Raw genomic sequence first — 23,802 nt, forward strand, 5'->3', positions numbered from 1 at the left:
AGTTAATTTATCATAATAAAATCATAAAAGATATACCTGTTCCTCGGCAAGAAATTCGAGTACTGTTGGAGGTGGAGGATCGTCGGTTAAAGTAAAGTTTTCTTCTGAATACTCAGAAGGAATCAATAAATCAAGATCGATAACGGAATGCTGTAATACGTCGATCTCTGCCAGAACCGGAATCGTATAAATTGCCGGTGTAGAAAAATCATCTTTTACCTGGTAGAAATGGTTTTCATTGGTACAGCATCCGCCGTCGTCGCAGCACGAGTCGGCTTCATCGAACATGGCAACCGAAACCAAATGGCCGCCGCAGAAATGTTTGCTCACAGCCATCCCCATTGTTGATACCAAAAGGAGCGTTGCTAAAACGATATGGCTGAGTTTTTTAATCATTACTATTTACTGTAAAAACAGTTGATCCTTGTAAAAGTTTAATACCTAAGATTTGACTAATTTACAGTTTTTCTGCAATATAGCCTGCTTTTTTAATATTGGTGATCAACGCATCGATATCAGCACCCTCCGAAGAGAAACTTACCAGTTTGTCGGGATGGGCCAGATCGATGGAATAATCAACTATTCCTTTTGTTTCTTTAAGGATCGGCTCTACTTTCATGGCACAATGCGGGCAACTCAAGTCTGTTTTCAGTTTAACTTGTTCCATTTTCAATTCTTTTCCACAAAGTTAAAGGCGAAACAGCCACGGGTTTTTATATAATTTTTGAAAAGTATTGTAAGATTTTGGCAAAGGCTTCACAATCCGATATGATCCAGCGGATTGCGGTGTTTGTCTTTTAGTTTTTTGTATTGACCGGGTGTCATGCCAGTTTCTTTTTTGAATTGCGAAGACAGGTGAGCTGCGCTGCTGTAACCCAATTTAAAGGCGATTTCGCTGGCAGTAAGTTCGCCGTAGGAAAGCAGCTCTTTTACCTTTTCAATTTTTTGAAGGATGGTAAACCGCTCGATCGTTAGCCCTTCCGATGATGAAAACAGGGTAGAAATTGATGAATAATCGGCACCGATCAGCGCCGAAAGATGACTGGAAAGGTTGACGTTTAGAATTTCGTTTTCGCTGTGGTGCACCAATTTTATGATCTCCGATTTCACCTGGTCGACAACAATCTTTTTTTTATCGTGTAACAGCTCAAATCCTTTGCTGTGCAATATTCTGGAAATATTTTCGAGTTGATCGGTGGTGGGTTGGCGGTCGATTTCGGCTTCGCCCAGTTTTATCTTCTGCACCTCGAATCCTTCGTTTGTCAGCACTTCCTGAACCGATTCGATGCACCGCGGACAAACCATATTTTTTATGTGTAACACTGCCGACATGATCTTTCTGAACTTTACCAATGATTAATTCTGTCAATATACGAAACCCAATTTCAAATAAATAGTTTAGTGCAGGCCGACAAAGAAGATTTCACGTTTAATCCACTTTTGAAACAGCTTTTAAAATGGCCGGGAAATAGATCAGGTCGTAATCTGAATCGTAAGCCAGGTATTTATTCACCCAATCGGGCTTAAATTTCTCCTTAAACAAATAAAGTCCTTTAAAGTGGTTGAGCGGCTTTAGATTTTCAAGAGCAAATTTCATCGAGCGTTCAGCCATGTTTCTGGTTTCAGTATTTCCGGTAAACGGTACCATTCCTAAATTCACTTTCGAAATTCCCTGTTGACGGAAATATTCGAACATTTCAGTTAAAAGAAAATAAATAATGCCGGTTGGAGCGCTGTCTGAAGTTCGTATCAGATCGTAGGTTCCTTCCGAGTTGGCATAATCCGGCACAATATTCAAAAAGGCCACAATTTTGTCTTCCGAATTTTCGATGCTAAGAATGGTTGTTTCCTTGATGACATCGGCTAAAAACATTCCCTGCGAAAAGATGGTCTCCTTCTTTCCCGGCTTTTTTAACCATTCGTCAGAAACCTGTTTTAGCTTTTGAATGACTCCGTCTTTTACAGGATGAGGATGAATATGAAAGGTGTAGCCTTCTTTTTTTGCTTTGTTGATGGCATTTCTCAGGGGATGCATTTTCGATCCACTCAAACTAAAAGTTTCCAGGTCGAGTATGGCTTCCTGACCAATAAAAAGTGTTTTCTTATTCAGTTTGTTAAACCACTTTGTCGATTCCTCCGGAATTCGGTAATAAAAGGTTCGCAAGCCGTTTTCGTACGCATATTTTTCGAAATCGTGTAACAATTTCTTTTTTGCCGATTTTGTTTCGCAAACAGGCAATTCAAGCACTACGGCAAAGTTCTTATGGATTTTGTAGGCCAAAAAACCATCGTTATGAAAAAAGAAAAGCTTATCGTGGTAGTACTTAAAATAGTCGAGTGCCGAGTCGCCGTAATTTTTTACTAACAGTTTGGCGTGGGCAATTTCGTTTTCGTCACTTTTGGCATCGTGGTCGAAAATGGGTTTAACAGCCAGAAAAATTGCAGAAATAAACAGAAATCCACTGCACCAGTACATGGAGGCAATAAAAAACTCGCCAAAGTGTGTTGACGGAATGTATTGCGAAGAGTCGAAAAAGAAGATTAAACGGGAGGAGGCTTTAATGGCTTCGAAAAAACTGTAATCGAAACCCATGTGGTGCTTTTCGAGAAAAAAGGTAGCTGCCACCGCATATAACAGAAGTGATGCCAACGAAACGATCCATATTTTCCACCAACTTGTTCGAAACAGCGGAAGTGATTTTACATGATAAAACCGGTGCGTGATGAGCAGGCTGAGAAAGGCTACAAATGAAATTGTGGCCTCTTCGTAATCTATGCCTTTTACCAAATGTCCGATAACCGATACGGCCAGTAATACCAATGTAATTCTTCTTGCCCGTTTTACGCCACGCAACAAATAAATGGCTAAAATTATCAGTAGTACGCCAATTACAAATACACTGTATTTCGAAACAGCAATGGCCAGCTGAGGCAGTAATTTTTCGAGAATAACGATGCGATCGGGGATTGAAGGAGTAATTGCCGAGATAACGTTGATGATACCCGAAATAAAAATAATGAACACCGGCAGTACCCGCGATAGCACATTCTTTTTTGAAAAGAGGAAGGATCCTAAACCGATGAGCAAAGGCATCCAGAATTCAAAAAAACGAAAGACCAAAGTAATGGTAGCTGCACCTGTTAATGGAATGCCGCTTTTTACGAAAACGTAGGTCATGGTTACTTCAATGGCACCCATTCCGCGTAAAAACGGCGACATAATCAATAACATTACCATGATGATGTAAGCGATTAACGACACCATTAAAGTTGGATGAAAACCCAATGCCAGCATCGAAATATAAACGTGGGCAATGCCAGCAAACTCGATAAATACCGACGATATAATGGTGTATAAAAAGTGTTTTTTATTTAAGCGCGTGGTATTTATGTTGTCGACAATGATGGATATTCCCGGATTAAAACGAAGCAGGAGTTTGTACACCAGCTTTCTTTGGAGCAGCGACCACACCGAGTAAATTACTAGTGCAATTAGCAGGGTAAGCAATAAAAAGGGGATCAATTCTTTTGATGTGAGCCTGTTTTTAAGCAATAATAACCCGATTACAGGAATAGCAACCAACACTACCGAAATTAGTCCGGTTAGTCCGTAAATGTACGATGCATAATAAATATCGGTATTGTTAAGGCCCTTCTTTTTAAGCGGTTTGGTAAAAAATACAAGTGAAGAAAAACCACCGGCCGGCAAAAAAACACTGATCAGGTTTCGTTTCAGAAACAATATTAGGGCATCCCAAACTGCGACTTTCAATCCAATGGTTCGAAAACTGAATACATACATTAAAGCTTGCAGAAAGAGATAAATAACCGTGACGAAAAGCCCGAGTATCAAATAAAACGAATTAATGTCTTTCAGAGTATTCTTTATTTCAACCAGTTCGAGATGCTCATTTTTTATGAAATAAATACTCATAACCAGCATTAACACCGCAAGTGCAACCTGCCAGATAGACTTGTGTATTTTAATATTTCTCAGCCTTTTAAACATGTAATACTTGTGCGGGTTTCAGCTAAAAGTTTCTTTTTTTTGAGGCAACAAAAACACATGCCAGAAATGTTGCGTGTTACCAAAGTTAATTTTTTATTCAGTACCATATTTGAATGAAATGTTAACGATGGAGCAATTCCAAAACCTGCCGTCAATTTGTATTGAGGGAATTTATTTGCGTGTTAGAGCTCGGAAAATTTGATGATCCAGCCATCGCTTCGTGGATTCAGGCGCTCGTTCAATCCGGGGCCGATTACTACAATCCCGCCATCGGGAGTTACAATTGCTTTACTTGCCTGTTCCAAACGCATGTTTAGCAGTTTTTCATCCAGAATGTTTCCATCCGGATCGATACGCAGCAACCAGGGGCCAATTTTTCCGGAGAATGAACTTGCTTTTGTTCCGGCAATAATGAAGTTTCCATCGGGTAGAATACTAACATTATTTCCTCCTTCAGCTCCCTCTCCATCATAGTTTTTGGTCCAGATCAGTTTGCCGTCGGCACTTAGTTTTTTAACAACTATGTCGAAGTCGAATACCGGGTATTCGCCGGAGATGTCATTCAGGCACAATCCGCCCCAGCCAACCATTATAAACGAGCTGTCGGCAGGCGAACAACAAACACACTGCGGCCATTCTTTGCTGTTGGGCGAAGGCAGGTGGCTAAACCAAAGTTGATTTCCCTCGCTATCGGTTCTGATCACGGCAACATCGCAGTCGTTTTCAACTTTACCGGCAACCTGGGCGCCAATAATAAACTGGCCGTTTGGCATTTGCTTGATGGAGTTGGCACAGCCTTTTCCGTTGTAAGTTTTTTCGCTGATTATTTCTCCGCTTTCATTCATCTTTGCCAGCCATATTTGCGGTATTTCGCTCCCCGTTTCAAGTTTATTGCCGGCTATCATGAATTCACCATTCGTTAAAGGAAACACATCGTTGCCGGTGTATTGTTTGTCAAGATTCGTTTCCCATTTTAGCTGCCCATTCTTGTTTGTTCGCCTTAAAATGCTTACTGTTTTTTCACCTTCAGTTGATTTGGACAGAATCAGAAAATCATCATCGCCCAGTGCAATTATTTTTTCGGGGATATCATTTCCGGGAGATTCAAATGTTTGCTCCCACATCAATTCGCCATCTTGCCGGTAACAATCCAGGTGCAAATCGGCCGAAGATCCACTTCCGCTTGCGCCCAGAACCAGGTAATTCCCGTCATTTGTCCGGGTGATGTCAGTATAATAATCCAACTTGTCGTTCCCTGAATATTTTTCCCAAACGATATTCCAGGATTGTGAGAATGCCGGTACCACCAACATGAGCATTAGCAATGCCGATAAGTAAGTTGATTTCATGTTTTTTCAAAGATTAAGTTGATTTCTGCTGTATACGGATAATTCAGTGGCAGGTTTAGAATGAATATATATTGTTGAAATGACCAGAAGGTCTGTTTTCATTCCTTTAAACGCAAAAAGAAATTTCTTATCTTGCTACGCCTTAACTAAACCGACTCTTGTAAAAGCTAAGGTTTTAAGGAACCGGGATTCAAACTTAAATTTTACTAAACATGGATAATAAAGAATCGAATCAACTAAATCGGAGGAAGTTTCTTGGTCTTTCGGCGCTCGGACTTACCGGACTTACCATCCTTCCGAGTTGGACCATCAACGGAATTAAAATTGCTCCAAGCGATCGTGTAACCATGGGTTTTATTGGCCTTGGTCAGCAGGGAATGAATGACTTTCGCAGTTTCTCATCGGTTCCGGGTGTTGAAATTGTTGCCGGTTGCGATGTTGATAGCATGAAAACGGAACGTTTCAAACGATCGGTTGAAGAGTGGCAAAAATCGCTGGGTTTAGCTCCCCGGGTCGACAGATACGAACAGTACGAAGAACTGCTCGAGCGCAAAGATATCGATGCTGTTGAAGTATGTACGCCCGACCACTGGCATGCTTTGATGACCATTCACGCCTGCCAGGCCGGTAAAGATGTTTATGTACAGAAGCCACTGTCGTTTACCATTACCGAAGCGCAAAAAATGGTGCGCGTTGCCAACGACAACAAACGCATTGTGCAGGTAGGAAGCCAGCAACGTTCAAGCGGCGAATTCCAGAAAGCCATCGAACTGGTTCAAACCGGAGCGATTGGCCACATCGATAAGATTTATGCCAAAGTGGGCGATCCGCCAAAACCACTGGATCTGCCGGAAGAAATGGTTCCCGGCAACCTGAATTTTAACCTGTGGATGGGACCTCTGAACGATCCGAATATTCATTATCATCCTGATCTGTGTCCTCCTATCTCGCTCGACCCGCCGGAAAGAGAGAAACTTTGGGGAGCATGGCGTTGGTACCGCGAAACCGGTAACGGTTTTACTGCCGACTGGGGTGCTCACATGTTTGATATCGCGCAGGCTGCCATTGGAATGGACGGATCAGGTCCTGCCGAAATTATTCCGAAAGGATACGATGGCGCCGAATACCTGACTTTTAAATATTTGAACGGTGTTGTAATGACCGAGCAACCCTATCTTGAAGATATGCCGGGAGCTCAGGGAATTAAATTCATTGGCGATAAAGGCTGGATTGAAGTGGGACGGGGTTACCTGGCCTGTTCCGATTCGTCGCTCGTGCCCGATGAACTGGCCGGCGCCCGCCCCGGAGATTTAACTGCTGCCGAAAAGGCCCGCAAATTTAAGGAAATGCAAAAAGCGCAGGCAAAAGGTGGTGGCAGTTTCGAAATCAGTTCGCCACATATGCAAAACTTTATCGATGGCGTTCGCTCGCGGCAAAAAACAATTGCCCCGATTGAGGTGGGAGCAAGTACTGCCATTGTGTGTTGCCTGGGTAACATTGCTACCGAATTGCAACGCCCTGTTAAATGGAATGCAGCCACGCAAAGTTTTGGCGAAGACAAGGAAGCCTGGAACCATCGTTTGTACCATTATAAATACAGGGGATCGTATAAATTATAGGTCAGCAAAATTTCGAAACCTTTGAAACAAGTCCCGGAATAAGGGGACGAGTTTCTTTTTACCATAATAAACCTAATAAAAAATTTGTCAGATGAATAAAAGAGAATTTCTAAAAGGACTTGGCTTGATTACAGCCGGCGGTATGGTGACAAGTGCCATTAACCCGCTTTCTGCTGCAACAAGTGTCAGCAGTTTACCGGCCAAAAAGAAAATTGGTTTGCAACTCTATTCGCTCGGAAAAGAATTAACCGACGACGTTCCAGCCGGATTGAAAAAAGTGGCTAAAATTGGCTATGCAACGGCAGAGGCAGCCGGTTATCGCGAGCGGAAAATGTATGGTTACGATATTGCCGAATTTATAAAGGTAGCGGATGATTCGGGTTTGAAAGTATCCGGATCGCATGTAAATCCGCCGGTGCGTAAGTACACCAAAGACAATAAAAGTGAAATTGCCGATTTTTGGAAGGCGACGGTTGAAGATCACGTAAAACTTGGTGTTTCATCCCTGGTTCAGCCAGGAATGCCACAAGTAGAAAGTAACGAGGATGCAGCAATGGTTTGCGAGGTTTTTAATAATGCCGGAGAGATTGCAAAATCGGCAGGCATTAAATGGGGCTATCATAACCACAGCGGCGAATTTAAACGCGTTGTAAAGCCTGAAGATAAGGAGAAGCAAAGTAATCCGTGGCAACGTGTAGGCGACGTGATTTACGACCTGATGCTGAACGGAACTGATCCGGACCTTGTATTCTTCGAAATGGATGTGTACTGGACAGTAATGGGCCAAAACGATCCGTTGGAGTATTTTAAAAAATACGCCGGCAGGTTCCCCGTGTTACATATTAAAGACCGCAAAGTTCTTGGTCAATCGGGAATGATGAACTTCAAGAATATTTTCACCAAAGCCTATGAAAACGGGCTCGATGAATTTTTTGTTGAACTGGAAGGGATTGGAAAAGAAGATAATATGACGCAGTTTGAGGGCGTTGAGGCCTGTTTCAATTACCTGAACAAAGCTTCGTTTGTAAAATAAAGGCCAGGGATCCGATCCCTCCAAGGGATCGGATCCTTTATTTTTTTAACCCTGCTAATTCTCTATGGGCACCGCGTTGTTGTAATCTTCTTGGGTGATTTTAACTATCCTTTCTTCAAGTAGTAAAGCATGGGCCGAATCCGTGAGGACTAATAGCTTTTTAGAATCAAATACTATACGTACAGAATCTACAGAGGCAATAGAGAAAAAAGACCGACTATCCGAATCTTCACCCATTTGTCTTTCAAATTCCAGCCTAGAATTTGGTGATAAAAATATACTATCAGATACAGATGTCCCTCTATTTCGATATCCTACAAGCGAAACATCAAAATCTGTATCATTTACCAGGGTATAGGTTATTGTAGGTTGGTTAGTGTACCAACAAGAATACAACGGTAACATTAATAAAAAATATATAATGATTTTTTTTGTTTTCATGGTAGAATTCTATTTGTAAGTTGTAAAAAGATAATCAATGTTTTCTTCAGTAGGGTTGTCAAACATCTTTTTCAAATCATCTCTCCATGCCCACCAGTTTCCTGAGGATGTCGGAAGAGCCCTTTCAATCTCGGATAAGGTATAACCCCAAGCTTGATCATTCGGTCGCAGGCTATTAAATTTTCCTTGGTTATAGTCATCAATTAAATCAATTACTAATGGTGTATATCCTTTTAAATCATCAATTTCTGAAATATCAACCAATTGATATTTATTATTATAAATGCCATATCCTTGATAAATATCGTTCGTTATTTGCCATTCAACTCCTACGGCCCAACTTTCAGGTATTCTTTTATTAACCACCCACAAGATATCTCCATAGCCAGAATCCCAATGTGATACATGTGCCAATTCGTGAATTGTTGTGCCAAAAATACCCCTACTGTCTTTGCCATTTCTATGTATGAGCACCGTCGCCGATTGTGCAATAACATTCAAATCAAAAAAATGAGAAGCAGAAAAGAAGTCAACCCTACCACCGATATGGAGTCGTTGTTCCAAAAGACCTTTCTCGTCACAAAGCTTCGTTTGTAAAATAAAGGCCAGGGATCCGATCCCTCCGAGGGATCGGAGCATTTATTTTTTTAACCTGCTAATACCCTATCAGCAACGCATTATTGTAATCTTCTTCGGTGATTGTATAAGTATATCTGAAGGTGCTTTCACTTACCTTACCACCAGCATAATTATCAATAATAAGAATATTCCTTGACGATGTATCATTATAGAAATAATCAATTCTAACAGAATCGTTAAACACAATACTTGCTTTAATCAAAGACTTTCCAAACGGATACTTTGATGTTTGATTTTCGCCATCTTCAACATAGAAGAATTCAGCCTCGGCCCCTTGATTTATAACCGTTACAGAGTCTAAGACAATTGAGTGACCAGCATCTGTTCTTGGTGCGATTATTTTAAGGTCACTATTTGTTGTATTGATAAAGTTAAAATAGGTAATAGATTCGTTGTCTTTAGTACAAGATGTTAGGAATAAAACTCCAATAAAAAATACAAATAACTTCTTCATAGAAAAGATTTTAATATAATTCTAGTAGTAATTCTATCTGAGCATCGGTTGTGCCATTCAACTTATATGCTTTAAGCGCATCTTCCAAACTACTTATACCATACGTGTCTTCAAGAATATGGTAATTAATATCTGCTAAAGTGTATCCGAAAATCTGATCATTCGGATAATTATTATTACCGGGTATATTTAAACCATAATGTAATCCTCCGTTTCTTTGATTAAAATCATCTAATAAATCAATAAAAACTGGAGAATATTCCCATTGAACGTCAGTTCTTCTCCAATCTTGTTTATCATCATGATTGAAATTTGTCATCCCATAGCTGTGATACTCATCATTAGTAATCGCCCACTCAACAGCTTCTGCCCAGCTTTCATAAATAACCTTATTTACTTGCCAGTACTGAATGTTACCGAGGGACTGGGAATGTACCTGGTGCCCCAATTCATGAGAGGTCGTTCCAAATATTAAATTAGTAGGTTTGTAACTCCCGCTTGAATATTTTCCATAAACTTTGATATCAGGTAATATACCACTACTACTCCAATCTCCCCAGAAAACACCAGAACCTTCTTCGTCAATATAACATAGCTTAGTTTTACTCCCGTCTGAAAGAATTGGTCGTCTTATTCCCAAATTATTTTTATAAAACTGTTTGTATGCTGCACGATGTATTGTTGCAAACATAATTGATTTTCCACCTTGTTCAATATTAAGATTCCAATCACCACTCTGATTCGGACCATTAAAATAAGCTTGCCCAAATGAACCATCACGTATATCGTAGTATGCCCTTTCCCATTTAATACTATAGTTGGCATCGTTGCTAAAGGTTCCATTGCAGGAGTAGTTTCCATTTGCATCGGTAATGTCGGAATAGGTAGTAAACCACCGGCGAGCGCGTACCTCAACTCCTTCTAGCGGAATGTAATGGCTGTTTACACTGTTGGTTACATAATGATAAATTGGTCGGGCACAAATATTCTCACCCTCGGGAATTTCACCCGTATTCTCATCCCCGTCGGCGGGTACCTCTTCGGTTGGGTCACCTGCGTTAACCGGCTCTCCGGTATCGCAATAAATATATTCGTAATGGCTAAAAACTTTAATCCGGGTGGAATATGAATTGATAATATCATCGAATACTTTTATGTTTCCGGCAGGTCTCCAACTTGTCGATTTTAATGTGTTTTCAGTTTGTGCGTTTTCGTCCAGGTTTCCGGTAATCCGCAACGCTTCGTTTTCCAGTTTTAACCAGTCGAAATGTTCTATTCCTGTACTTTTTAGTTCTGTCAATTCTTCTCCATATTCAGGTAAATACAAATTTGCAAGTTTCTGGTACTGCACCTTAGGAAAAACATAATCAACAGGTACTACCGTATATTGCCAGGTTATCTCGTTTTTAGGAATTTCCGGGTCGTGGTAATGTGTGCCACCTCTTTTAATTTCAACATCGAGAGGATAATCGTAAATATAAAGCGTTGTATCGCGGGTTATTAAATCAAGTTCCTTTGTGTTTTTGGGCCTGAACCGAACATAGAAATGGGTAGCCTCGATTTCTAAACCCGATTTGAGTTTGTTTTCGGTTTGTAAGTTTTCATAGGCAATTTTCATGTTTTCAACCGAATAAGGATTTTCAAGTTGTTTTCCCAGTATCATAGGGCCATCTTTGAAATGATCTTGTTCTGCAATAATTTCTCCATCCTGTTCATGAGAATAAAACTCTTCTTTCACACAACCAGCGAAAGTGAATAATAGCATAATAATACCTAAAAAAGCTGATCTTTTCATAATTTTGTAGTGTTTCTGGGGATTTGGAGGTGCAACTCCATTTCCCTGTTAATAAAAATAAATATTTGGGCCGGAGGAAACTCCGGTCTTTTTGTAACTGTGATTTGGGTATATTTCATAAAATAATTCGGAATTGAGGTTAAATATTTCTTGTGAAATTAGAAGATTTATTTTATTAAACCAACATTTTGATAATTAGGGGGGGGGTAATTTAGAGTTGTTCAAAATAAAAGAATCCGACTTTTAAAAGGTGATTAATACCAAATAGAAAGAGGCTGTTAGAAATTAATCTGACAGCCTCTTTTGATTTATAAAAATTGGGTTTTTTCTTTTTCCGAATTAGTACCTCGACATCATGGCCGAAATACCACCACCGTTTTTCACGTTTGAAAAGCCGCGGCTCATCAATACCTGCTGGGCATAAGCCGAACGGGCTCCACTGGCACAATACACAATAATCTCGCGATCGGTATCGTCACCCAAATCGGCATTACCCGACATCAGGTCATCCAACGGAATATTGATAGCATCAGGGAACGCACCGCTTCTGAATTCTCCCGGCGTACGAACATCAATTACCAGGCGCTCCAGTTCTTTAGCGCTTACGTTGTTGTTCGTTTCGGTTTCTTCCATCACCTTTTCGTTGATGCTCTTTTTCTCGATTGCCAACAACATCATGTTGACGTTTTTGAAACCTGCAGTTACCGCGTGGCGCTGCAACGAAATATGACCTCCTGAGATATTTTTTACCTCCTGGCATCCTGCTCCAATAAGCATACGAACGGCTTGGTGACCTTTCTTACCGGTTTCATCATAAATCAGTACCGGAATATCTTTTGGAATTCTGTCGAGGTTAGGCTGCAAATTTTCAAGCGGCAAATGGTAAGCACCATTCATATTGCTTTTCTGGTGGGCAAATACGTCGCGGATATCCAGTACTATCAGTTTTTCCTGAGTTTCAAGGTATTCATCCAGTTCCGAAGCTAAAATGCTGGGTCCGTAACCGCTCATCTTGTTTTCTGCCACGTAGGCTGCCATGTTCATGGCGTCGTTGGCGGTTCCGATTGGTGGCGAATAGGCAAAATCGATATCAGCAATTTCGCTTACCGGAAGTTTGGCGGCACAAGCAGTTGCAATTACATCCAAACGTTTGTCGGCGCCTTTGTAACCTGCGGTCTGGCCACCCAGTACAACACCGGTGTTTTTATCGTAAACCAGCATTACACTCACTGTTTCTGCGCCCGGATAGTATGAAGTGTGGTGTTCCTTGTGAACCACAACGGCATCGGCATCGATACCGGCAGCGCGGGCCTGTTTTAGCGATAGACCGGTAGTTCCGGCAACGGCTTCAAATACTCGAACAACCGAAGTTCCGATCGATCCTTTGTAGCTGTGATTTCCACCCAATGCGTTTTCGGCGGCAATCCTTCCCTGGCGGTTGGCAGGTCCTGCCAGCGGGATACGTACTTTTTTATCGTTTACACGGTGCTCAATTTCCACCATATCGCCGGCAGCAAAAATATCAGGATCCGAAGTTTGCAATTTATCGTTCACCAGCAAACCACCGGCTTCGCCAATTTCCAAACCGGCATCTTTGGCCAGTTGCAAGGTGGGGCGGACTCCAATCGACAACAGTACCATGTCGGCATTAATGGTTTTTCCGTTATCCAGTTCAACCGTGTTGTGGTTAATTTTTGTAACCGCAGTTTCGGTATGAACACCAACGCCGTAGGCTTTCAACTCGCGGGTGATAAACCCGGCCGTTTCAGCTTCCATAATCGACATTACATGCTGCATTTTTTCTACCACATGCACTTTCAAACCTCTTTTTACCAGCGCTTCCACCATTTCGAGCCCTATAAATCCACCACCCACGACTACGGCCGTTTCCGGTTCTTCGTTTTTCAGGTAGTTGTCAATTTTGTCCATGTCTTCCAGTGTCCACAAGCTGAAAACATGGTCGGCAACAGCACCCGGAACATCAGGTTGGATTGGGCGGCCACCCTGCGCTAAAATCAGTTTGGTATAATCGAATGATTTTTTTGAACCGTCGCGGCCATCAATGGTATGAACTACTTTGTTCCCGCGGTCGATTGAATTTACCAGCGTATGCGTATGTACTTTAACCTGGTATTGTTCATCGAAACTCTCAGGGCTCTGAAGAATCAGTTTCGAACGGCTGTCGATATCGCCGGCAATGTAGTACGGCAGTCCGCAGTTAGCGAACGAAATGTCAGGGCCGGCTTCCAGCATCGTAATTTGTGCCTCGGGTGACAGGCGACGTGCTTTTGCCGCCGCAGTAGCTCCGGCAGCAACTCCTCCAATGATTAAAATCTTTTCCATTATATTATTTTCTGTTTGTTATTATTTGCGTCTTTTAAATAATCTAGATATCTAGATATGTCGCTGCAAAAATAGAGAAGATTCTAAAAAGGATTAACAAAGGATTGCGAATGTTAAGTTATTGTTTAGCGACTTAAAGTCAACTGGAACGATGTTAAATTATCATACTCAATTTACCATCCTGATTGAGTTTGGAAGAGTAGTTTTCAGAACAAAAATGTTTTCCAAAGGATAGCTAAATAGCAGAATATAAAGTGAATATGTATTACGTTTTGGCTAACTTTAGATTGAAAAACTAAATGGTTTGCTTGTGTTTTCAGCAGGCTTGAAATTTAATTTTTAGCGCAGTTTTTTACGTCCGAATGTGTCAAATATTGAGTGTCCTGAAAAATGACAGTAAAAAAGCTATGAAATATCAGTGGATGCTCTTAAGCAAATGATTGTGCACAATAGTTAATAATCGAGTATCTTTAATAGAAAAATCAACATTCTGTTCATGAATAAACATCATCTAATCGTAATTGGTCTGTTGTTGCTGGCGGTGCAGAGTTTTGGACAGGATTCGCTGCTTACCATCCAAACAGCAGTGCAATCGGCTTATACCCGAAATGCCGAACTTCAGCAATTGTATGCCCAGTTAAAACAAAAGGAAAATGTCTGGCGTTCGGAAACCGGTATTTCCGCGCCCGAGGTCAGCTATTTTAAAGAAGGGATTTCATCGGGGCCGGGCGATGCTTTCGATGAGCAACGCATTACCATTTCGCAGGAAATTGACTTTCCGCTTACTACAGCTTATCGTTTAAAAGGTTTGAAAGAAGAAGTACAGGCGATCGAACTTCGGATAAAAGCCAGAGAAAATGAAATTAAGGCTGCCGTAAAAGGAAAGTATGTTGAAGTGCTGTATGCGCTTCGGCTTCAAAAATCGCGGCAACATCAGGTGGAACTTGCCCAGGAATTGTACAATGCCGTTTACACCAAGTTTGAAACCGGAATGGGAAACGGTATCGATCTGGCCAATGCCGAACTGCGCCTTGAGCAATCGAAAAATAACCTCGATCAAACCGAGTGGATTTTGCATCAGGCCCGTTACGGTTTGTTTTATGCCATGGGTTTACCGGTAGCCGATCAGAAATACAGCATTCAGTTTTCTGATTCGCTGAGCGCTACAGATATCGAGATCTCGCAAATTATGACCCTGGCAGTACAGGAAAATCAGCCCGATTTTTTATCCACAGAGCATGAGCTTTCGGCTACCAACTATTTTTTAAAGGAAGCCAGAAGCAACATTCTGCCCGATATCCGGCTAAATCTGTACACCCAGGATTATGGTAGCGGCTACGATTACCGCGGTTTTGAAGTGGGCCTGAAAATACCCATTTGGTATCCCTTCGATCAGCGCGGAAAGATCAACATGGCATTGGCACGTCAGGAGGAAGTTCAGTGGAAACAACAGGAAATAAGGCTGGATATGAAAAAGCAGATTGAATATGCCTGGCACAATTATTCGGTGAGCCGCAAAATTATTGAACGCTACAATACTACCATGCAGAGTAAGGCGGCACATTTACAAAGTCTTACCTTGAAAGCGTATCAGCTTGGTGAAGTTGATTTGCTGAATCTCCTGAATGCTCAGCAAACATTTTTATCGGGCGAAGAAGGCTACCTGATGGCTTTGCGCGATTATTACCTGCAATTGGTTTCGCTTGAAAAATACCTCGAACAGGATCTTGTTTATTAACCCACTCAACCAGAAAATACCAACGAAATGAAGAAAATAATTTTACTCCTGACAATTGCCGCAATTACAAGCACGTTTTTCGCCTGCAATTCTAAAAAGACAAAGGAACAATCCGCAAGTTCCGAACAAACTGAGTTGCCACCTTCGCTTCAGAAGGCAAGCACTGAGCTTAAATTGATCCACTTATCAGATAAAGAGCAAAAAGAGCTGAGCATTGAAACGATGGTTGTAAGCAACAACTTTATCGATTACACGGTTTCAGCTCCCGGCGTAGTGTTTCCGGCACCAAATCACGGCAGTATAATCAGCACGCCAATTAACGGACAAATCAACAAAGTGAATAAATTCGAAGGTCAGTGGGTACGTAAAGGTGAGGTACTGTTCGAGATTCAAAGCCTGGAATTTGGCACCCTGGTTTCGGAATACCTGCAGGCTTTTGCCGAAGAACGTTATCAGACCAACCGTTTAAGCCGGATAAAGCAACTGGTGGAAGAAACCATTACATCAACAAGTGAATTGGAGCGTGCAACTGCTGAATACGATCGCGCTTCTGCTTCGGTTCGGGCAAGCTATTCGAAACTAAAGGCAGTTGGCGTTTCTGATGCCGAAATTAAAGCGTTTACCGAAGCTGAAAATATTGATCCGCTTCTAAAAATATCGTCGCCGATCGATGGGGTAATTGAAAAGAACTTTGTGGAACTTGGGCAGTCGGTTAATGCGCTTGAAAACCTTTCGAGAGTGCTTGATACGCGCGATGTTTTGGTTCGTGCCTATTTATCGCCCGATGATGCCCGCCTGATTAATGTGGGTGATTCAGTGGATATTTTGAAACGCGAGAAAGCCGAGAATTTACTGTCGGCAACCATTACTTCGGTCAACCCCGGACTCGATGAAAGCAGCCGTTCGGTAATTGCGAATATTCTGGTTCCAACAAAGGATGGTTGGCCCAAACCGGGTGAAAATGTTCGCTTGTCGATTTCTACTTCTTCGCAACGGGAAATAATCGCGATCCCCGTGAAAGCTTTAACCTACGACGGTAACGATCCTGTGGTGTTTGTGAAAAAAAGCGTAGGTGTTTTTGAGAAACGATTTATCGGAGTTTCCGAAATCCGGGACCAGAGTGTGTTTGTAAACTCCGGATTGGACAAAGGCGAAGAAGTTGCCGTGTCGAATGTATTCAGCCTGAAAGCGCTTTCACGTTTCGATATTATTGCTGAAGAATAACCAGGAAAGAAAAACACCATGCTAAAACAAATCATAACATTTAGTGTCCGTCAAAAATATGTGGCCCTGGCCTTGGTTATTCTGATGGCTGTTGCCGGATATTTTTCTTTGATTCAGTTACCAATTAACTCGCTGCCCGATGTAACTCCGGTGCAGGTGCTGGTTATTACCAAGGCAGGCAGGTATTCGCCTTACGATGTGGAGAAACTGGTAAGTTACCCCATTGAAACGGCAATGAACGGTTTGCCCGATGTAGCTCAGGTGCGTTCGATTTCTCAGTTTGGATTATCGGCTGTTACGGTTGAATTTGAGGAGAAGACCGATATTTATTTTGCGCGTCAGATGGTGAGCCAGCGTTTACAGTCGATTAGCGATGAACTTCCACCCGATGTTTCCAGCCCGCAATTGGGGCCGATTACAACAGCTTTGGGCGAAATTTACCAGTATGTTGTTCGTGGAGAAAATTACTCGTTGACTGAACTCCGTGAAATACAGGACTGGCTGATCGCGCCGCAATTAAAAGTGGTGAAGGGAGTTACGGAGATCAACTCGTTCGGAGGTTTTGTAAAACAATACAATGTGGTTGTTCAGCCCGGGCGGTTGCGCATGTTCGGAATCGGGATTTCTGAAGTGATCACTGCCATAGAAAACAATAATAGTGTTTCGGGTGGTAATTACCTCGAACACAATGGCGAGCAGTTTATTATTCGCGGTGTGGGGCAGATCAATAAAGTGGACGACCTGGAGAATATTGTGATTACCAACATCAACAACAAACCTGTTTTTATAAAAGATGTTGCAGCTGTTGAAATTGGGACGCAAATCAGGCAGGGTGGAGTTACCCAGGATGGAAAGGGAGAAATTGTGACCGGTATTGTAATGATGCTTCGAGGGGGAAACGGTCGACAGGTTATTTCAGCGATCGAGGAAAAAATCGACAACATCAATAAGAATTTACCCGAAGGAGTTAACATCGAAAAATTCTACGATCAGTCGGATCTGATCAGCCGGACCACAGAAACCATTTCTACCAACTTATTGGAAGGAGGTTTTCTGGTTATTGTGGTACTCTTGTTACTACTTGGGGAGATTTCGGGTGCATTGATCGTCGCTATGGTTATTCCGTTTTCCATGTTGTTTGCCTTTATAGGAATGCGTGAGTTTGGATTGGCTGCCAACCTGATGAGTTTGGGTGCCATCGACTTTGGTATGGTGGTCGACGGCTCGGTAGTAATGGTGGAAAACATTGTTCACGGCCTTCAGAAAGAAAAAGGAGGAGATAAAAGCGAGATCATTCGAAAGTCAGCTCAACAGGTGGTTCGCCCCATCTTTTTTGGTGTTTTGATCATTCTGATGGTTTATGTTCCGATTATGACCTTCAGCGGAATGGAAGGAATTTTATTCCGGCCAATGGCGATAACGGTTGCAGCAGCCGTACTGGGTTCGCTGTTGCTGGCACTTATTTTTGTGCCGGCTATTTCATCCATCGTTTTCAGGAAGGGAGTTAAGGTGAGGCGGAATTACCTGATCGATTTTTTGCGTCCACTATATAAAACGCAACTGGCATTATACATGAACAGGAAGTGGTTTGTTGCCTTGTGGGCAGGAGCATTGTTTGCTGCTTCAGTCTTCCTGATGACTCGCCTCGGAACAGAATTCATTCCCGAACTGGATGAGGGTTCCATCCTGATTGAACAGGTTCGGATGCCTTCGGTTACACTCAACGAGTCGTTAGAAAATGCCAACTGGCTGGCCGGGAAACTGGTTCAGAATATACCCGAAATTCAAACCGTGGTTCCAAAAACCGGCCGCTCCGATTTGGCAAACGACTGGATGGGAGTGCACCAAACCGATGTGTGGGTGATTTTAAAACCTGCTGAAGAATGGCGAAAGGGAGTTACAAAAGAAGATATAGTAGCGCAGATTCAACCTTACCTGGAAACTGAACCGGGGCTTTCATACAACTTTACCCAACCGATTGCTATGCGAGTTGATGAGCTGACAAGTGGCGTGAAATCGGACCTGGCAGTAAAAATATATGGCGAAGATCTGGATGTGCTTAGTAATATCGGTGATAACATCTCGAACCTGTTGCCGGGTTTAAATGGTACCGATAATTTTTATGTGGAACAAACGGTAGGGCAGCCCTACATCACCATCGAGATTGATCGCGAAGCGGTGGCATCTTTTGGTTTGAATGTGGATGATGTGCAGCAGGTTATTGAAGCCGGAATTGGCGGGCAGGAGGTTGGACAGCTCTACGAAGGACAGCGTCGTTTTGGAATCGCCATCCGTTACCCCGAAGATATTCGCGACGAACTGCACAAAATACAGGATGTCCCGGTTCACCTTCCCAATGGCGATTATGTGCCGTTAAAGCGGGTGGCCGAAATTATCTTGCAGGAGGGTCCGCGCGAAATCCAGCGCGAAAACGGCTGGCGCCGGTTGATCGTTGGGATCAATATAAAAGGGATCGACCTGGGAACTTATGTTTCCAATCTTCAGAGCGAGATTATGGAAAAAGCAAATATTCCGGCCGGATACTTTGTAGAATACGGAGGTACTTTCGAAAACCAGCGACGTGCGATGAGGCACCTTTTGCTGGTTGTTCCGCTTTCAATTTTTATCATCATCGGCCTGTTGTACCTCAATTTCGGTAGGATGCGCTATGCCATTCTTATTTTGCTGAACCTGCCCTTTGCTTTGTCCGGAGGAATATTCCTGTTGTGGGTTCGCGGCATGTACCTGTCGGTTTCAGCCAGTATCGGATTTGTGGCCTTATTTGGGGTAGCGGTGTTAAATGGTATTGTGCTGATCGATCACATCAACGAGCTTCGAAAGGAGAAGAAAGGGGCGTTAAAAGACCTTATTGTTGAAGGTTCAGCAGATCGATTACGACCGGTATTAATGACCGCGTTAGTGGCCAGTCTTGGTTTTATACCGATGGCATTTAATACCGGCCCGGGTTCCGAAGTACAACGTCCGCTGGCTACAGTAGTTATCGGTGGTTTGATCACCTCAACTTTGCTCACATTAATGGTACTTCCAATAGTTTATCACTGGATGGAAAAAAGAGACCTAAAGAAAAAAGCGAAAACAGCAAAGTAATTTTTATCTGGGTAAGCTTTTGTAAGCTGCTTTTGTACATGCGGCGCCGTTTCCGGCGATACTTAGTGGGCATATAAATTCGAGTGAAAATTGATAAAAATCCACCGGAAATGAAGGTGCTACAGAAAGCAGAAGTTAATTAACGATATCGTCGAGTTTCACCTGGTTTTCGAGCAGATCCTGAATAGTAGTTGCTTTCAGGTAAGCGATGATCTGGTTGTTCAACTTGCCCCAGAAACCTTTTGAAGCGCATTTTCCTTCGCGTTTGCATGAATAGTTGTGCGATAAGCAATCGACCACGCAAACACCGGGTTCAAAAGCATTGTGAATATCGTTGATGGTAATTTCTTCAGGTTTTTTCGTGAGAACATAACCACTTTTTCTGCCGGAAGCTTTCGTGATAAGGCCGGCAACTTTCAGTGAATTCATAATGTGATCGAGGTACTTATACGAGATATTCTGATTCTTGGCGATATCTTTCTGATAAATGCCATTTTCAGAATCGTTCATAGCTATCTCAAGAATAGCACGAACTCCATACCTGGTTTTTGTACTGAATTTCACAAGTGGTTAGTTGAATATGCTCTCAAATATAATTAAAAGAAAAAGTAATATAAACCTTGTCGTCAACTTTTACAGTTCCAAGAACTTTTCTGGGAGGATCGATATCGAAGGCTGATAGTTTAACTTCGAGATTACCTTTAATTACAAGGCCCTCATTCTCGCAGTGGTCAACTTCACAAGGAATGATGTAATTATGTGTTTTCCCGGCAATGGTAATTTGAGTCTGTAATAATGTTCCGCCGGTTTCTTCGTCAAATTCGGCCGAATCGTAAGATTCAAGCCTGATGTTTATGAAAGGATATTTAGCAGCATTTAACAGCTGGTAAAAATCATTTAGCATTAATTTGTTGGGCCCCGAAAAATCGTACACCGGAATGTGAATATTCTGGGTGTGATTTTGGTTTTCGGCTTTTTGGTTGTTGATTTTGGTGTTGTAGTTGATAAATTCAAACTTGTTGATGTTTGATGAACCTTTGATTAATACATAGTTTTTGCATTCGCCTGGATTCTCATTGTCACGGTTGTTGTAAGCCAAAACCTGAAAATTCAAAGCAATGAGCAAAAGGAGTAAATAATATTTTCGGTAATCAGGCAACGATTGAAATTTATCAGTGAAGAAAAAACTTGTCCGGAATGTTTCAGCCGGACAAGTTTACAAAGTCCCAAAGTTTAGAATGAAATAGCAGCTTCAAGTACTACTCCATTGAACTTACCCCCATCAATATCTCCATGAGCTGGTCCATCATATTTTTGATTTACGTAGTCGAGTTTAACCAATGTGTTTGGTGTCATGTACCAACCACCACCGAAGTTGGCGCGGTTAACTGTCGATCCGTCGTTGTTGTCAACTTTGTTGAAACGGGTTCCAACATAAAAAGTACCGAATCTGTAGATTGCCTGAGCAGCGGTTTGTGTAAAATCCTGGTCGTTACTTTTTCTTACACCCTTCATGTTTTCGTAAATTCCGAATACTTCCAGTCCGTGGAATTTCACAAAAAGGTTAGCCATGTAGCTGTTCATTTCCGTCTGGCCACTGCTCGGATCCCAACGGCCTGAACGGAAGTTGTCGCCTTCGGCAGCAGCTGTCTGCATAACGTTGTAGTAACGTGCACCGGCACGGTCGCCACCCCACAGGTACGATCCGCTGTGTCCTTCACCAACATGGTAACCTGAAAGTGTAGCTCTTACACGCAGGTTTTCTGTAATGTTGTTGTCGTAACCAACTTTCCAGTTAAATACGAGGTCTTCGCCAAGGTCGCCGCCACGTCCGTAGTTCATACGTCCGTTGTTTGCACCAGCCAAAGCCAGAAAACCATTGCTGCGGAACATAACTTCCAATCCAGGATTGGTTGTGTAAGCATCCATTACCCAGTTTCCTACAAACGGGTTGTTCAGTACACCGGCGTTGTTGCTGCGGAAGTAGTGTGCATCACCATAATCAGGCATCATAACACCTGCTTTAATGGTCAGGTACTTCATAATGTTATCGGCAGCCGGCAAAAACGGCATGTTGTCGATAAGCAAATAACCGCCTTCAACCCATGCTTCGTTGTGGTGACGCGACGAAAGGTAGGTGTTCATGTGCAACTGAATACCAGCTGCTAAATCGGTAGTTATACTAAGGTTAGCAGTAGGGAGGTTGAAATTGTTTTTCAAATCAATCAATTCCACATCTGCTTCATGGTCAATCGCTTGCAATTGTATGGCGAAATCGGCTCCAACTTTAACTTTTACTTTTTCGAAAGTAGTCGGATCGAGTTTGGCCTGTTCGAATTGCTGGCCAAATGAAATCATGCTTACAAAAGCAGCAGTAATTACAAGAATAAATCTTTTCATTTTAAATAGAATTAGATAATTTACGTTATTACTAAAGCCGAAGAGTTTCGGCCTCTTTTTTATTATTTCTCAGATTTTTTTAAGGTAAGGTCGTAGCTGATCACTACTTCGTCGCCGGTTTTTAGGGCGCCCATCATGGCTGTTGGAGGATCGATACCAAAATCGCTCATTTTTACAGGCATTTTCCCGGCAATTTTTACCGTTGAATCGCTTGCGTCGTGAAGCGTAAATGGCAATTCAACTTCTTTTGTTTTTCCGGCAATACTAAGTTGTCCTTTAATTTTTGTTGCCGTGTTGGCAGAAACGGAAATATTCTCTGCCGATTTAAAAGTGATTTTCGGGTGCTTGTCGCCTTCAAGAGCTTTGTAGGTTTTGCCATCCATAATTTTGTTGTCGCTCTTTACGTTTTTCACCTCGCAAACCACACTTACATCCGAAACATTCACAATTCCGCTCGCGTCGTTTGTTACGGCAGCGTCGCAACTAAAATCGGCAACTTCAATTTCCCAGTCGTGTACCGAAGAGGTACCTAAAATAACCATTTTGCTAGCTGTTCCATCTACTTTGTACGGAACATCTGCTGTTGAAACAAGGTGCGCAGATAAAATCAATGCGCTTAAAATCAAGTATTTAAAATCTAGCTTTTTCATAATAAATTGTTTTCCTATATGTCCTATCGAATAAGTAGGACAAAGATATATTTGAAGCCTCAAATCGAAACCTGACAAAAGTCAGGAATTGCTGTATTTTAAATAAGTCTGATTAACTGAAAGCCTTGTCTATACAGTCAAATAATGCAATTTCATAATTCATTTATATGTTGAAAATCAAAATATTGGCAGGGAACATTTTGAGATTAATTTCGTTAATTTCCGAAAGTTGAATGATGATTTTTAAGCTTTGGTTTTTGCTTATTTATATCCATTCTGTTAGCATTTTGTTTACAATGACGGTTTTTGGGCAGGAAAATAGCTTTGCAGGAGAGCGCTACCTCATGGTAAAAAAGCAAATTGAAGCACGTGGAATAAATGACAAAGCAGTTTTGAGTGCATTCAGAACGGTTCCGCGGCACGAATTTGTTCTTTCCGAATATGTCCGTTATGCCTACAACGATTATCCCTTACCTATCGATGAGGGCCAGACCATTTCTCAACCTTTTATAGTAGCTTTTATGACCGATGCGCTCGATCTAAAGCATACCGACCGGGTATTGGAAGTCGGGACCGGCTCGGGTTATCAGGCTGCAATAATCGCACAAATCTGCGATTCGGTTTTTACTATTGAAATCTTTGAAGCGCTCACGGAAAAAGCCAAAGCGACTTTTGAGAAGCTCGGATACCAGAATATATATTGTAAGATAGGTGACGGCTATCTGGGTTGGGAAGAGAAAGCGCCTTTCGATGCCATTATTGTTACCTGTGCTCCCACTCACATTCCTAAAGCACTGGAGGATCAACTGGCTGAAGGAGGACGGATGATTATTCCGGTTGGGGAAAACCAGGTGCAACATCTTGTTTTGCTTGAAAAGCACAATGGAAAATTAAAAGAAAGGAAAGTTTTGCCGGTGCGTTTTGTACCTATGATCGACGAAGAAGGGGATAAGTACTGAAAGCTTTGAAATTGGAGCCTAAATTTTTTTATTTTAGGGCA

General features: G+C 42.1%; 20 protein-coding genes. 6 read left to right on the forward strand and 14 right to left on the reverse strand.

The window, feature by feature from the left end; all coding sequences use genetic code 11:
- Positions 1 to 21: 21 nt before the first annotated feature.
- From HFD85_RS00605 to HFD85_RS00625, 5 genes are all read right to left on the reverse strand, one after another.
- The gene (locus HFD85_RS00605; protein WP_167604666.1) at positions 22 to 396 is read right to left on the reverse strand and encodes an HYC_CC_PP family protein; all 375 of its coding nucleotides are present in this window, start codon (positions 394 to 396) and stop codon (positions 22 to 24) included.
- Between the two features lie 61 nt (positions 397 to 457).
- Positions 458 to 667, reverse strand: coding sequence for a heavy-metal-associated domain-containing protein (locus HFD85_RS00610; protein ID WP_167604667.1), 210 nt, complete (start codon positions 665 to 667; stop codon positions 458 to 460).
- 89 nt (positions 668 to 756) lie between these two features.
- The gene (locus tag HFD85_RS00615; protein WP_240924993.1) at positions 757 to 1,353 is read right to left on the reverse strand and encodes a helix-turn-helix domain-containing protein; all 597 of its coding nucleotides are present in this window, start codon (positions 1,351 to 1,353) and stop codon (positions 757 to 759) included.
- A gap of 76 nt (positions 1,354 to 1,429) precedes the next feature.
- On the reverse strand, positions 1,430 to 4,009 hold the full coding sequence (locus HFD85_RS00620) for a phosphatidylglycerol lysyltransferase domain-containing protein (protein WP_167604668.1): 2,580 nt from the start codon (positions 4,007 to 4,009) through the stop codon (positions 1,430 to 1,432).
- 182 nt (positions 4,010 to 4,191) lie between these two features.
- The gene (locus HFD85_RS00625) at positions 4,192 to 5,358 is read right to left on the reverse strand and encodes a hypothetical protein (protein WP_167604669.1); all 1,167 of its coding nucleotides are present in this window, start codon (positions 5,356 to 5,358) and stop codon (positions 4,192 to 4,194) included.
- A gap of 212 nt (positions 5,359 to 5,570) precedes the next feature.
- Between HFD85_RS00625 and HFD85_RS00630 the strand changes: the two genes are divergently transcribed.
- Both HFD85_RS00630 and HFD85_RS00635 read left to right on the forward strand, forming a co-directional pair.
- Positions 5,571 to 6,977 carry a Gfo/Idh/MocA family protein gene (locus HFD85_RS00630; RefSeq protein ID WP_167604670.1) on the forward strand — a complete coding sequence of 469 codons (1,407 nt, stop codon included), beginning with the start codon at positions 5,571 to 5,573 and terminating at the stop codon, positions 6,975 to 6,977.
- Positions 6,978 to 7,068: 91 nt separating this feature from the next.
- On the forward strand, positions 7,069 to 8,010 hold the full coding sequence (locus tag HFD85_RS00635; RefSeq protein WP_167604671.1) for a sugar phosphate isomerase/epimerase family protein: 942 nt from the start codon (positions 7,069 to 7,071) through the stop codon (positions 8,008 to 8,010).
- 54 nt (positions 8,011 to 8,064) lie between these two features.
- Here HFD85_RS00635 and HFD85_RS00640 read toward each other — a convergent pair whose 3' ends face one another.
- The 5 genes from HFD85_RS00640 to HFD85_RS00660 form a co-directional block, all read right to left on the reverse strand.
- Positions 8,065 to 8,451, reverse strand: a complete 387-nt coding sequence (locus tag HFD85_RS00640) for a hypothetical protein (RefSeq protein ID WP_167604672.1) — start codon at positions 8,449 to 8,451, stop codon at positions 8,065 to 8,067.
- Between the two features lie 9 nt (positions 8,452 to 8,460).
- Positions 8,461 to 9,090: a hypothetical protein gene (locus tag HFD85_RS00645; protein ID WP_167604673.1), complete on the reverse strand. Its 630-nt coding sequence runs from the start codon at positions 9,088 to 9,090 to the stop codon at positions 8,461 to 8,463.
- 16 nt (positions 9,091 to 9,106) lie between these two features.
- Entirely contained in the window at positions 9,107 to 9,544 is a 438-nt protein-coding gene (locus HFD85_RS00650) for a hypothetical protein (protein WP_167604674.1), read from the reverse strand.
- 10 nt (positions 9,545 to 9,554) lie between these two features.
- A complete protein-coding gene (locus tag HFD85_RS00655) occupies positions 9,555 to 11,339 on the reverse strand; it encodes a hypothetical protein (protein WP_167604675.1) in 1,785 nt (594 codons plus the stop codon).
- 339 nt (positions 11,340 to 11,678) lie between these two features.
- A complete protein-coding gene (locus tag HFD85_RS00660) occupies positions 11,679 to 13,682 on the reverse strand; it encodes an FAD-dependent oxidoreductase (RefSeq protein WP_167604676.1) in 2,004 nt (667 codons plus the stop codon).
- 496 nt (positions 13,683 to 14,178) lie between these two features.
- Between HFD85_RS00660 and HFD85_RS00665 the strand changes: the two genes are divergently transcribed.
- The 3 genes from HFD85_RS00665 to HFD85_RS00675 are packed head-to-tail and all read left to right on the forward strand — an operon-like array spanning position 14,179 to position 19,752.
- Positions 14,179 to 15,420 carry a TolC family protein gene (locus HFD85_RS00665; protein ID WP_167604677.1) on the forward strand — a complete coding sequence of 414 codons (1,242 nt, stop codon included), beginning with the start codon at positions 14,179 to 14,181 and terminating at the stop codon, positions 15,418 to 15,420.
- A gap of 27 nt (positions 15,421 to 15,447) precedes the next feature.
- Complete coding sequence (locus HFD85_RS00670; RefSeq protein ID WP_167604678.1) at positions 15,448 to 16,644, forward strand: efflux RND transporter periplasmic adaptor subunit; 1,197 nt, start codon at positions 15,448 to 15,450, stop codon at positions 16,642 to 16,644.
- 18 nt (positions 16,645 to 16,662) lie between these two features.
- The gene (locus HFD85_RS00675; RefSeq protein ID WP_167604679.1) at positions 16,663 to 19,752 is read left to right on the forward strand and encodes an efflux RND transporter permease subunit; all 3,090 of its coding nucleotides are present in this window, start codon (positions 16,663 to 16,665) and stop codon (positions 19,750 to 19,752) included.
- A gap of 135 nt (positions 19,753 to 19,887) precedes the next feature.
- Here HFD85_RS00675 and HFD85_RS00680 read toward each other — a convergent pair whose 3' ends face one another.
- From HFD85_RS00680 to HFD85_RS00695, 4 genes are all read right to left on the reverse strand, one after another.
- Positions 19,888 to 20,316: an RrF2 family transcriptional regulator gene (locus HFD85_RS00680; RefSeq protein WP_167604680.1), complete on the reverse strand. Its 429-nt coding sequence runs from the start codon at positions 20,314 to 20,316 to the stop codon at positions 19,888 to 19,890.
- A 22-nt stretch (positions 20,317 to 20,338) separates the two neighbouring features.
- Positions 20,339 to 20,851: a YceI family protein gene (locus HFD85_RS00685; protein WP_167604681.1), complete on the reverse strand. Its 513-nt coding sequence runs from the start codon at positions 20,849 to 20,851 to the stop codon at positions 20,339 to 20,341.
- Between the two features lie 134 nt (positions 20,852 to 20,985).
- Positions 20,986 to 22,152: a hypothetical protein gene (locus HFD85_RS00690; protein WP_167604682.1), complete on the reverse strand. Its 1,167-nt coding sequence runs from the start codon at positions 22,150 to 22,152 to the stop codon at positions 20,986 to 20,988.
- A 62-nt stretch (positions 22,153 to 22,214) separates the two neighbouring features.
- A complete protein-coding gene (locus HFD85_RS00695) occupies positions 22,215 to 22,802 on the reverse strand; it encodes a YceI family protein (protein ID WP_167604683.1) in 588 nt (195 codons plus the stop codon).
- Between the two features lie 233 nt (positions 22,803 to 23,035).
- On the opposite strand from HFD85_RS00695, the gene HFD85_RS00700 reads away from it, so the two are divergent.
- The gene (locus HFD85_RS00700) at positions 23,036 to 23,761 is read left to right on the forward strand and encodes a protein-L-isoaspartate(D-aspartate) O-methyltransferase (protein ID WP_167604684.1); all 726 of its coding nucleotides are present in this window, start codon (positions 23,036 to 23,038) and stop codon (positions 23,759 to 23,761) included.
- Positions 23,762 to 23,802: the final 41 nt, after the last annotated feature.

It is taken from the genome of Maribellus sediminis (assembly GCF_011799805.1).
GTDB lineage: Bacteria > Bacteroidota > Bacteroidia > Bacteroidales > Prolixibacteraceae > Draconibacterium > Draconibacterium sediminis_A.